11 protein-coding genes and 1 pseudogene are annotated in these 11,889 nt (G+C 56.9%); 5 read left to right on the top strand and 7 right to left on the bottom strand.

What is annotated here, in order from left to right; all coding sequences use genetic code 11:
* Nucleotides 1–2 precede the first annotated feature (2 nt).
* On the bottom strand, nucleotides 3–173 hold the full coding sequence (locus tag ASD36_RS30750; RefSeq protein WP_156393897.1) for a hypothetical protein: 171 nt from the start codon (nucleotides 171–173) through the stop codon (nucleotides 3–5).
* Nucleotides 174–371: 198 nt separating this feature from the next.
* On the opposite strand from ASD36_RS30750, the gene ASD36_RS30745 reads away from it, so the two are divergent.
* From ASD36_RS30745 to ASD36_RS31550, 5 genes and pseudogenes are all read left to right on the top strand, one after another.
* Complete coding sequence (locus tag ASD36_RS30745) at nucleotides 372–653, top strand: hypothetical protein (RefSeq protein ID WP_156393896.1); 282 nt, start codon at nucleotides 372–374, stop codon at nucleotides 651–653.
* A 104-nt stretch (nucleotides 654–757) separates the two neighbouring features.
* Complete coding sequence (locus ASD36_RS21285) at nucleotides 758–961, top strand: DUF1127 domain-containing protein (RefSeq protein ID WP_060506183.1); 204 nt, start codon at nucleotides 758–760, stop codon at nucleotides 959–961.
* A gap of 251 nt (nucleotides 962–1,212) precedes the next feature.
* Nucleotides 1,213–1,398: a hypothetical protein gene (locus ASD36_RS30740; protein ID WP_156393895.1), complete on the top strand. Its 186-nt coding sequence runs from the start codon at nucleotides 1,213–1,215 to the stop codon at nucleotides 1,396–1,398.
* A pseudogene (locus ASD36_RS31560) lies at nucleotides 1,365–1,886 on the top strand (DJ-1/PfpI family protein); the annotation flags it as partial. The gene ASD36_RS30740 and the pseudogene ASD36_RS31560, both read left to right, overlap by 34 nt.
* A gap of 300 nt (nucleotides 1,887–2,186) precedes the next feature.
* Nucleotides 2,187–2,399, top strand: coding sequence for a helix-turn-helix domain-containing protein (locus ASD36_RS31550; protein WP_244482351.1), 213 nt, complete (start codon nucleotides 2,187–2,189; stop codon nucleotides 2,397–2,399).
* Nucleotides 2,400–2,456: 57 nt separating this feature from the next.
* Here the strand turns inward: ASD36_RS31550 and ASD36_RS21270 are convergent, their stop codons facing one another.
* The 6 genes from ASD36_RS21270 to ASD36_RS21245 all read right to left on the bottom strand — a co-directional run bounded on the left by ASD36_RS21270 (nucleotide 2,457) and on the right by ASD36_RS21245 (nucleotide 11,615).
* Entirely contained in the window at nucleotides 2,457–3,701 is a 1,245-nt protein-coding gene (locus ASD36_RS21270; protein WP_162246397.1) for a diguanylate cyclase, read from the bottom strand.
* A 336-nt stretch (nucleotides 3,702–4,037) separates the two neighbouring features.
* Nucleotides 4,038–4,871 carry a response regulator gene (locus tag ASD36_RS21265; RefSeq protein ID WP_060506180.1) on the bottom strand — a complete coding sequence of 278 codons (834 nt, stop codon included), beginning with the start codon at nucleotides 4,869–4,871 and terminating at the stop codon, nucleotides 4,038–4,040.
* Nucleotides 4,872–5,047: 176 nt separating this feature from the next.
* Nucleotides 5,048–5,311, bottom strand: a complete 264-nt coding sequence (locus tag ASD36_RS21260) for a hypothetical protein (protein WP_060506179.1) — start codon at nucleotides 5,309–5,311, stop codon at nucleotides 5,048–5,050.
* 297 nt (nucleotides 5,312–5,608) lie between these two features.
* Nucleotides 5,609–8,170 carry an FAD-dependent oxidoreductase gene (locus ASD36_RS21255; protein ID WP_060506178.1) on the bottom strand — a complete coding sequence of 854 codons (2,562 nt, stop codon included), beginning with the start codon at nucleotides 8,168–8,170 and terminating at the stop codon, nucleotides 5,609–5,611.
* Nucleotides 8,171–8,399: 229 nt separating this feature from the next.
* On the bottom strand, nucleotides 8,400–10,931 hold the full coding sequence (locus tag ASD36_RS21250; protein ID WP_060506177.1) for a mechanosensitive ion channel family protein: 2,532 nt from the start codon (nucleotides 10,929–10,931) through the stop codon (nucleotides 8,400–8,402).
* Between the two features lie 123 nt (nucleotides 10,932–11,054).
* On the bottom strand, nucleotides 11,055–11,615 hold the full coding sequence (locus ASD36_RS21245; protein ID WP_060506176.1) for a DUF924 family protein: 561 nt from the start codon (nucleotides 11,613–11,615) through the stop codon (nucleotides 11,055–11,057).
* Between the last annotated feature and the right edge of the window lie 274 nt (nucleotides 11,616–11,889).

Below are 11,889 nucleotides of genomic sequence, written 5' to 3'. Positions count from 1 at the left end.
CTTCAGGCTGCGTCAACGCCAGTCTTTCCGTCTTCGTTCTTCCTGATGCCAGCGCCAGTCGAAGCTTCGATCATCGCCATATTGATGATGTAGCTCAACAGGGTGTTGGACTGGTTATCCGCCATCAATTTAGCAGCATTGAGAAGATCAACGATATGAGACTGTGGTTTCATTATACGGCTCCAGCCTTGTCACAATTGACACTTTAACGTTGTCTATTTTAGTGCTTATTTTCAACTACGGATAATCATCAATGAAAAATACCAGTTGAAGCAACAAAACGCCCGTAGAATCTCACAGCAAAAGCACATGGTTTGACAGTGTAAAAAACATGAGCATGATTCTCTTCTATTCGATTCAGAGACCCACAAATGACATCCGGTCCAATTTTCAGCGATACACAGTTAAAACTCTGGCTGCGGCGCGTTAAGACCGAAATGTCGAAGGGAACACCGCCGGAGGCGGCTCTCGATCTGGTCAAGACGGCCATGGCTGCACAGACTGCCGGTCAAAGTAGGTTATTACCGGCTGACGATCCCCCGCAAAAAACGATGAAAAATCCTAGAAAAATCACCGCAAGCGGGCGTTTCTTCCAGGATTCTCAACCAGGCCGCACGGGCATTCCAGCAATCTCCATACATCATGATATTTGATGTAAGAGATCAATTATATTCGATTGAATGATGAGTGGCTATCCGGCATTACTCTCTCATGGTCGCGACCTTTTGATACCTCCCAGTCAAAAGGAACCAGAACAATGGCATTCTTCAGTTTAGAACACAGCGCAAAGGCAAGACATTCGTCCTTCGCCTCGCCTCTCTTCAGCCTGCGTGCGCGCGCCGTCGCCTCGTGGAAGCGTTATCGCACCGAGCGGGCCCTGGCAGGCCTCTCTTACGATACGCTGAAGGACATCGGCTTCCCCTCCGCCGACAGGACCAATGGTACTGCATCGAAGACATGATGCCGGCAAAAACAGCCTGTGGCGGTCAGCCAGGTCGAACAACCGTCAATCCTATGTAGCAAGGGGCATTTCGGCCAGAACGGCGGAATGCCCTTTTTGCCTGTTGCGAACAACGCAAATCGCATGGCCTATTTCCGACACCTCTCACAGCCGCCGATGCGGGTCGCAAACGGTCTACTCCACATCCGCAAATGCGCCAAACACCAGAGGTACAACTCCGAGAGGCAAGACCAGAATGCGACATTTCCGTCATGGATAACGAAGCTTTTGGTAGTTTTCTGACCATTTCGCCGCTTTCTGCGGCACATGACGTGAAAGACGCGGTATTTATTTCTTCCCAGTCGCTGGCGTCCATGCCAATGTCGCATTCAGGAAAGCTCGCTCAGGCTTTTCCACGTGACAAATGCGACATCTGCGGCGCATGGGACCTTCGATGAACAAGCCACTGACCAAAAAGCGATCTCTCGTCTTCTTTCTCGTGCCCAACTTCTCGATGCTGCCATTTTCTGCGGCGATCGAGACGCTACGCATCGCCAACCGTATGCTCGGCTACGAGGCTTATACGTGGCGCCTTTCCTCGACGGACGGCACCCAGGTGCTGTCATCGAGCGGCATTGGCCTGGAGGTCAATACCTCGCTTGCCGACGAACGGAAATTTCTCGGCGGTGAAAACCGCCCATCAATGGTACTGGTCTGTTCCGGCATCTATGTCGAGGACTTCAACAACAAGTCCGTCAATGCCTGGCTACGCGAAGTCTACAATCGCGGCGTCTCGGTCGGAAGCCTCTGTACGGGCGCTCATGTGCTGGCCTCGGCGGGCCTCTTGACGGGCAAGCGCTGCGCCATTCACTGGGAAAACCTGCCCGGCTTTGCAGAAACTTTCCCGCAGGTCGATGTGTATGCCGATCTTTATGAAATCGACAGCAACATCTACACCTGCGCCGGTGGTACCGCCTCGCTGGACATGATGCTGAACCTGATCGACCAGGATTTCGGCGAGAACCTCGTCAACCGCGTCTGCGAACAGGCTCTGACGGACCGCGTGCGCGGACCGCATGACCGCCAGCGGCTTCCGCTTCGCGCCCGCCTCGGCGTCCAGAACGCCAAGGTCCTGTCGATCATCGAACTGATGGAGGGCAACCTCTCTGAACCGTTGTCGCTTCTGGAGATCGCCGACGGCGCGGGCCTGTCGCGCCGTCAGATCGAGCGCCTGTTCCGCCAGGAAATGGGCCGTTCCCCTGCCCGCTACTATCTGGAGATCCGCCTCGATCGCGCCCGCCACCTGCTGGTGCAATCTGCCATGCCGGTGGTCGAAGTGGCGGTCGCCTGCGGCTTCGTTTCGGCCTCGCACTTTTCCAAGTGTTATCGCGAACTCTACAACCGCTCGCCGCAGCAAGAGCGCGCCGAGCGCAAGCTGACCCTACAGGCCGCGCGGTAGCCAATCGCAATTTCAGGACAGGGAACGGTGCCGGTATCTTGCCGGTGCCGTTTCAGCTTATGACGCCATGGATTTGAGCAGGGTCAGCTCGGAGACAATCCGGTTCCGTCCATCATATTTCGCCATGTAAAGAAACTGGTCGGCGGCGTTCAGGTAGTTGTCGAAGGTTTCAAGCCCTTCGATCGTCGCAAGGCCAATCGACACGGTAACGGACAGTTCCTCGTCGTCGGCAATCACCTTTGCCTGCGCCAGATCGAGCCGCAACATCTCGCAGAAATCGCTGGCAGCCGCGACATCAAGCCCGTTGAACAGAACTCCGAACTCCTCGCCGCCAAGACGGGCCAGCAGATGATCCTCTCCGACTAGGCCACGCAGCCGTTTGGCGACAGCCTTCAGCACCAGGTCACCAACTTCGTGGCCATAGGTATCGTTCAGGCGCTTGAAATGATCGATGTCAAGAACTGCAATCGAGGTCGTCTCGCCGCGGCGCAAACACTGCTCGACCAGCCGCGGCCCATGCTGGAAAAAATAGCGCCTGTTGTAGATATCGGTGAGATAGTCGCGCGCAGCGATGCCATGCAGAGCCTGGATACGCTTTTGAATGCTGGCAACCTGAAATACCCGGCTATTGAACTCATCGGTCAGGAACGGCTTCTGGATGAATTCGGTACCGCCTCGTTGAAGGAACCGTGCCGCATGCTGACGGTCATCCGCGCCAGCAAGTGCTATAACGCTGAGCGTATCCTCGCCATATCGCTGACGGACTTCGCCAAGCAGCGTATAGGCGGACATGTCCGACAGAGAAAAATCGGTGACGACCAGATCGAAACAATCGCTGGTATCAAGCAGATGCAACGCTTCGGTTCCGCCGCTCGCCGGCGTCACGCAAAACTGCTGTTGCCGCAGCTGCCCCAAAAGCTCCGCACGCGACGCGGGATCGGAATCGACCAGCAGCACGTTCGTTTTGACATTGGTCAGAGCCCGATCGACGACTGCGATCACATGGCTGATCGAATCCGGCTGGCTCTTGATGACGCAGTCGACAACCCTGCGGCAGAGGATATCCTCGCGCGTGCTGCTGTTGAACGACCCGGTAAAAACGATCGCGGCGATGTTCTGGGAAATTACATATTCGAGCGCTTCGCAGTTGGGCGCATCCGGCAGATTAAGATCTAGAACGGCGACCGAATAGTCACAGTCGCCCGCTTCAACAGCTTGGCGAAGCGCTTCCAGGGAGGCGCAATGCGTGACCTCGACGCCGTGCGCGGCTTCCAGGCCGTGTTTGAGAACCGTCGCGAACATACGAGAATCCTCGACCAGAAGCATTCGTTTACCCGAATGCTTCTGGATATGGTTCCCCCGCGCCGGCGCCTTGCGAAAGCTCACGTTTCGTCAATCCCATAGTGAGCCGCAGGCGTTCCTGTCACCAAACGCTGGCTCTCATAATATTATCGTTATGCGGATAGTCGCCCTGTTCGAAGCAGAGCGAGACCCCTTGTCCCTCCACTCCATTCAACTGGCATGCACTTGCGATTTGGTTAAATCATCAGGTCGAATGATTACGTTTTGCTGCCGGAAACACAAAAATGTCACATTTCCGGCAGTCTAAAATTCTAATTTAGCAATAAGATAGTATGCTCAGGCTTTCTTTGCGATCTTTGCACCCAAAGTCTGGATTTTGGTCAGCGTATCAAGGTTCTGGTTCACGCGGCAGTAAAACTCTTCATTGACGAACGGACGCAGCATGAAATCGTTACCGCCCGCCTTCAGGAAGCGTGCAGACAAGAGCCGGTTTACGGAAGAAGACACGCCGATAATGCGCAGCTGGTGCGGACCATAGGCGCCACGAATGCGGCGGGTCAGTTCGAATCCGTCAATATCGGGCATGTTGTAATCGGTGATCACCAGGCCAATATCCGGGTGCTTTTTCAGCAATTCAAGCGCTGCAGCTCCGCTCTCAGCCGAACTGGTGCGGAAATTGTAGCGCTTCAGCTGTGTCGTCAAGAGCGCGCGTGCCGTCGGGCTGTCGTCAACAATCAACACATGGTGCTTGTGATTGGTCAGGAAGCGGCAGACGGATTCCGCCAGCATATCAACCGCGAAAACACTGTCCTTGATGACATAATCGACGATATCCTTGGCAAGGATGGTCTCGCGGGTGCTTTCCTGGAAAGTACCGGTAAAGACGATCGTCGGCACACTCATATCGATCAGATAGGACAGCGCCTCGCCGTTCTCGGCACCCGGCAGATTGATGTTGGAAATGGCGAGCGTCGCCGGAAAGGAGGCATTCTCGATCGAAAACTGCAGGTCGTCATAGTCGCGGCAGACGATCACATCGATGTCGAGAAGTTCCTTCAGTCTCTTGGAGACCATGGCGGAGAAGAGGTTGGAATCCTCGGCGAGCACGATGCGGTGCTGCTGCAAGGATTCACCGGAATAGTACATTCCGGACACGCCAAAAAATGACATTGATTGCCTATCTGAAAAGATTGTCCCCGAGGCCAAGCTACGCAGAAAGGTTTTCTCAGTCGTTAATCGGCGCTGAATTAGCAGACTGCATTCCTGCAAAACAAGACGGGCAAAACCGCACCTCTACGCACCCAAACAGGCGTGCGCACCAACAGCCGAACCAATCAGGAGCGATGTTATTTGACGACGGCGGAGCCGTTTTGGATCTCGATGTTTTCATCGCCCTGCAGGCCGATGCGGTCGCCGCTCGGCGTCGTGATAAAACAGCCGCTCGGGCAGATCGATTCCGTGCCGCCCGCGCTGATGGCGACTTCCATTCGGCTTTCGCCCTCGACGACGACAAGCACCGCAGCCTCGGCATCCTTGTTGGTCACGGTGGCTGACCATGCCGGAAGCGTCATCATGACAGTCAGAACCCATGCACTTACGAATGTTTTCATTGCCAATCAGCGCCTTGGCGCCGCCCCTTTTTTGGGCACCCTGCAATTCCGGGCGATAGTCCCGGAAAAGACAAGACGCCTTTTTCACCCCGCATTAGACTAACGCACACGAGTGAAATTGCATGATAAATATTGCAGGGCGGCTGAATAGGGGCTGAATAGCCTGGATAACCAGCGTTCATCGCAAGCTACACTTTGAATGCAACGGCAATGCGCACCAAAACGCCGGCATGAAAAATGGCGCATCCGTTCAAATGAATAGATGCGCCATATCCAAGTCTTGAAAGCCGACGAAGATCAGCTCTTCGGCTTCAGGTTTTCCGGATCGTAAAGCGGTTTGTAGCCGATCCCGACGACCTCGACCGGATAGGTCTCGGCAAAATACTCGATGTTGAGCTTGCGGCCTTCCTGGCAATAGGCGTGCGGCAGATAGGCGAGTGCGATGTTCTTGCCGATGGTCGGGCCAAACGCGATGGAGGTCGTGTAGGATCGACGGCCGAGTTCATCGATGAGGACTTCGCCGGTTTCCGGATCCATGACCGGCAGATTGCCGAGCGGGTAGCGCTTCACCCCGGCCTTGTCGGTATTTTCGGTCATGACCAGCGTGCAGAGCATGGCGGGCTGATGCGCGCGCGCCTTGTATTCCAGATGCTTCGCCTTGCCACGGAAATCCGCTTCCTTGACCTTGGGGCGGGCAAGGTCCGATTCAATCAGGTTGTATTGGGTGAGAAGGTCGGCGTTCTGCAGACGCAGGCTCTTTTCCATGCGGCGCGAGTTGGCATAGGTCTCGACACCGAAGGCCATGACGCCGGTCGCGCGCAGCGCATCCCAGACCGCAAGGCCGTCCTCATACTTCATATGCAGTTCCCAGCCCTGCTCGCCGACATACGAGATGCGGAAGGCGGTAACCGGCTTGCCGCCGATTTCGATCTGCTTGATCGCGGCAAAGGCGAAGTTTTCCGGATCGAGGCCGGCGGGATCCGCCACGACCTTCTTCAGCGTATCGCGTGCGTTCGGCCCCCAGATGCCGATCGTGATGAATTTCTCGGTCACATCGGTGATCGTAACGTTGAGGCCACGATCTTGCGCAATACGGCGCATATAGTGGAAGTCGCGGGGGCCTGCATCGGCACCGTTGATCAGGCGGCAACGGTCGGCCATGCGGATGACGGTGAAGTCGGCCCGCACCATGCCCTCGTCATCGAGGAAGTGGGTGTAGATGCCCTTGCCGATATTGCCGTCGCCGCCGATTTTCGCAGCGCACAGCCACTCCAGCAGCTCGACATGATCCGGGCCCTCGATATCCACCATGTGGAAATGCGAAAGATTGACGATGCCGCAATCCTCGCTCATCGCCAGATGCTCGGCATTCGAGACTCGCCAAAAGTGGCGGTTGTCCCACTCGTTTTCCCGCACGGGGACCTTGTCGCCATACTTTGCCAAGAGATGCTCATTGGCGGCATAACCGTGGGCACGCTCCCAGCCACCCAGTTCCATGAAGTAGCCACCGAGCTGCTTTTCACGTTCGTAGAACGGCGAGCGCTTGATATTGCGGCCGGTGGCATAGGGCTCGCGATTGTGCACGGCCGGGAAGTAGATCTTTTGCGCGGCTTCGTAAGTGCGGCCCTCAATGAATTTTTCTTCGAGCTGATGCGGGTAGAAGCGAGCATAGTCGATCGAGTTGTGGTCGATCTCGGTGCGTCCGTCCGTCATCCAGTCGGCGATCAACTTGCCGTAACCAGGGCCGTCCTTGACCCAGATGGCGACACAGTACCAGAGCCCCCGCACCTTCTGGCTCTCACCGCAGGATGCGCCACCACCGGCGGACACCTGCAACAGACCATTGAAGGAGTGGCTTTCATTGTAGCCGAGTTCACCGAGGATAGGCGTCAGCTCCATGGCACGCTCGAGCGGCTCAAGAATCTGCTCCATGTCGAGATCGCGCTGCGATGGTGACAGACGCGCCTCATGCTTTTCGAGAATGTCGCGCGGGTGGCAAAGGCGCGGATTGGTGGTTTCGTAATACCCCCATTCGATCTGGCCGCCTTCGGTGGTCTTCGGGTCACCGGTGTCGCGCATATAGGCCGAGTTGCCCTGGTCGCGCAAAAGCGGGAAGCCGATTTCCTTACCTGTACCTTCGAATTCGTTGTAGGGGCCGAAGAAAGTCAGCGGATGGTCGACCGGCATGACCGGCAGGTCTTCGCCAACCATTTCGGCAATGAGGCGTCCCCAGATGCCGGCGCAGACGATGACATGATCTGCCATGATCGTGCCGCGGTGGGTGACGACGCCCTTGATGCGGCCGCCCTCGACGATCAACGACTTGGCCGGCGTGTTGCCATAGACCTGCAGCTTGTCGGATTTTTCGGCAGCATCGACGAGCTTGCCCGCAACCGTCTGTGAGCGCGGCACGACAAGGCCGGCATCCGGATCAAACATGCCGCCCATGACCTGATCTTCCTCGATCAGCGGGAACATTGCCTTGATTTCGGATGGCGAGACATAATGCGCGCGGGTGCCAAAAGCCTTGGCGGAGGAAAGCTTGCGCTTGATCTCTTCCATCCAGGTGTCGTCGCCTGTACGCGCAACTTCGAGGCCGCCGATGCGCGCGTAGTGGCCCATCTTCTCGTAGAAATCGATCGAATATTGGGTCGTCCAGACCGAAAGGAAGTCGTGGCTCGTCGTGTAGCAAAAATCCGACGCATGCGCCGTCGAGCCGATGTCGGTCGGGATGCCCGACTTGTCGATACCCACGATATCGTCCCATCCGCGCTCGATGAGATGGTGGGCGATCGACGCGCCCACGATGCCACCCAAACCGATGATGACGACCTTCGCCTTTTGCGGAAATTCTGCCATTGCCCACGACCCTGATTGAATACTGAAAACGGATTTTAGAGTTTGCGCCGCTGACACTAGAGCCTGTCTACGACATAATCATCATGCTGCACGACCAGAGGCGTCTTGGGCGCAAATCGTAGAGATCCGCGAGCAGGCAGGCTTCACGACGGAGAAGCCCACATCACCGGCACAGTTGCGATGGCTGACACTTGTCAACCATCGCTCTTGTTTCTCTGCAGGTGGGATTTCAATCCTTTTCAGCAGCCCCGTCGATGGTAACCCGCCGGGGCCGCCGCTGCGTTCCACTGCGCTTGAAGGCTTCCACAGGTAGCGGCGTTATCGTGGCAGGGCCAGCATTCTCCGCCTGCAGGGCCGCAGCGTCGGATTCCGGACCTGGCGGCAATGACTCCGGCTCCAGTTCCTCCTTGGGAAAGGGTGCGCCGAGACCTTCCTCTTTGAACCGTTCATAGATCGCCAGCCGGAGATCGTTGCGGACACCGTTGCCGTTGACGATATCCGCCAGGTAGACCCGTAATTCGAAGGTCATGGTCGAATCGCCGAAGGCGGCGAAGACAGCCTGTGGGGCCGGGTTTTTCAACACCAGTTGATGATCGCCGGCAATTTGCAGCAGCGTGTCCATCACCTGCCGCGGCGCGCTGTTATAGCTGACGGTCACCGGGATATCCGACCGGCCAAGCTTGTTCTTGTGCGTCCAGTTGCCAACCGAGGCGTTGATGAACAGCGAGTTCGGCACCATGATCGTCTGACGCTGGAATGTCTCGATCTCGGTTGCGCGAACCGAGATGCGCTTGACGAAACCTTCGGTGGTTCCTGTCACCACCCAGTCTCCCACCTTGAATGGCCGCTCGACAAGAAGGATGAGCCCTGAGACGAAATTGGAAACAATGTTCTGCAGGCCGAAACCAACGCCGAGAGACAGGGCACCGGCGACAAGCGCAAGGTTCGACAGGTCAAACCCTGCCGCTGAAACGCCGATGAGCCCGGCTAGGCCGATTCCGAGATAGCCGATGCCGGTCTTGACGGAGTTTCGCACCCCCGTATCGACGCGGCTGCGCGCCATCACATTGCCGTCGAGCCAACGCTGGAACCAGCGTGTGACGACATATCCACCAGCAAACAGCAGTATCCCGGCCAGGATGCCAACGATCGAGATCTTGATGCTGCCAATGTTGATGTCAGTGAAAATGCGGTACGCCCACGCCTCGATATCGGCGATCTGGAAACCCCATTGCAACATGATCAGCGGAATGAAGAACAGGACCACCAGCATGTAGATGCCTAGTCCAGCGGCCAAACCGGTCTGGTCGAGCGCAACCTGTTCCAGTCCAAACCGCTTTTCGAGATAGCGGCCAACGACCGTATCGGCGAGCGCGTTTTGCTTGGCAACGGCCTTGCCGGTCAGGATGCCAATATACATCGTCACCAGGATGGCGCCGGTGATGACAATCTGGGTGGCGATGAAGCGAGCGAGACCGACGTAGCCCGCCAGTGTCGCGAGGATCAGCGCTATACCGGTCAGAACGAACAGCAGCTTGACCGCTCGTGGCCATGGCCTGCCCTGACCGTCCAGCGTTTCACCTGCCGGAACGATCGGCTTGATCAGCGACATCGCCATGAGGATCAGGCCGATGATGATCGTAGCAATCAGGCTCTTGACGACAGTGAAGACGACGGGCGAACCCATAACCTCGCTGATCGTCCCCGCCACATAGTCCAGCACGTTGACGAGTGCCATGGCAAAGATCGACAAGACCAGCAGGCGGGCCCCATGATCGGAAACCCGCACCAGCCGCCAGGTATTTTGCTTTGGCGCCAGAACCGCGTTTGACAGCGTCGAGACAAACACCAGCACGACGGAAATTGCCAATATAGCCGAGATGATCGGCGCAATATCCGGCCGCAGCACCTTGAAAACCTGAAGGAAAAAATAACTGGTCGCGGCAAAAGCGCCCATTGCCAATGTGGGAATCATCGTCGACCAGAACGCCACCGACAGCCGGGTAATGTAGCCCGGCTCTTCGCTGAGAAGTTCACGATGGATCAATGGAAAAAACAGCTTCCGCATGCCGGCAAGCAGGACAAGTGCTGCACAGAGCGAGAGAAACAAGGCCGACAGCAATTGTAAGCGTTTGAAATTCCAGGCGAACGTCAACCAACTCCCAACTGTCCGGGTAAAGGCTTGCCGCTCCAGCGAGAGGGAGGCGATCGCATCCATCACCATCGGCCCATTGATGTCGGTGTGCTTAAGAAGGGTATTACTGAACAGCGCGCGCCTGGTGGCCGTAATGCCGTTGGACAGTTTGGTTGCCTGAACCGACAGGTCCTCAGCCGTTCCCGTCAGGGCGTTGATTTCGCCGCGCTCTGCAAGAAGACGCTTGCGCTCCTGCGTAACGACATCCGTCTCCGGCGGCGCGCCTTCCGCTGGCGGATCGCCCAATTCGGCAAGCCGCGCCTTGATTTCGTCTAAGCGCGGACGGGTGGCGACCGATATCGCTATGATCTGCTTGGTCGCCGCATCAACCTCGACCTTCAACTCGGCGAGACGACTATCGTCATCGGCGGCATTTTTTATCTGATCGGCAAGCCTTGCGAGGTTCTTGCGCGCCACTTCCAACTGCTCGGCAGCCTGCGCCTGTGGGCTCGCCACCGCAGCGGCCGGTTGCGGCGCGGGCTTGGCGGCCTGCTCCTGTGCCATGACGGCACCCGATGCGGTAAACATCCACAAACATAGAAAGGCGGCAAAGAGTTTCGACATCATCGGCAATTACATATCCCTTTTCCGGCAGACGCACCCTGAAACAGAATCAGGACGCGGCGCGGACAGTTTGGCGCTCCATAAGCCGGCCCGCGGCCAGATGCAAAATCGGCTTTCCCCGAGAAGTTAAAAACTTGACCCGGGTTGAGAGAGAAACGTCACTTCCGCCGGCGTAGACACACGTCCCAAAATCGCGTTGCGGTGTGGGAACCGGCCAAACTGGCGGATAACCTCGCGGTGACGAATGGCATAATCCAGATAATTGGCATCACCCAGATCGGTGAAAAGCGCCACCGATCGCGTCTGATCGACAAGGTTTTCAGAATGTTCGAACGGAAGATAGAGAAAGACGCACTGATCAACGGAGAGGCCCCGATCCGCTCCCGCCTCGAGCGCGAGTGATGCCTCCCGCAAGGCCAGACCGTCGGTCGCGAAGGCCAGCGGTGTTCCTCTATACATGTTGCGCGGCATCTGATCGAACAGAACGATGGTGGCAAGCCGGGCCATCGGCGTGGCACGCCATTCCGGCGGTACCCCGCGCGCCAATTCCCGATGCGTCAACCGGAAACGCTGTTCGCATTGGCTATCGAGTGCCGGATGTGGCTTGAACCAGTCCTGCGGTTGCAACTCGCCGAACCAGAACGACAGGACATCTTCCGGTGCGCATATATCGACGGCGTCCGCCATAGTTTCTTTCCTTATTCAATCCCGCACCAGCGCTGCGAGACGTTATCGCTCGGCTATCGTGCTGGCGGCCTGTTTCACATGCAATTTCGGCGTTACCACGGCGAATAACACCTTCGCGCGCATTTGCCATGACATCTCTCCTGAGAACCCACTGTTCGATGTTGCCAATTTACGAGCATTCATTTGCGGGCATTCAGGGAGCCTCGCCTGTCACCCGTGAGATCCGGTGTACCGGTCTCGCAGTAAATAGGCAGCCTGAATGCACTGGCTGGAA

It is taken from the genome of Rhizobium sp. Root1334 (assembly GCF_001426665.1).
Taxonomy (GTDB): Bacteria; Pseudomonadota; Alphaproteobacteria; order Rhizobiales; family Rhizobiaceae; genus Pararhizobium.
Note: the sequence above shows the minus strand (reverse complement) of the source record. Positions and strands in the feature narration are given on the sequence as shown.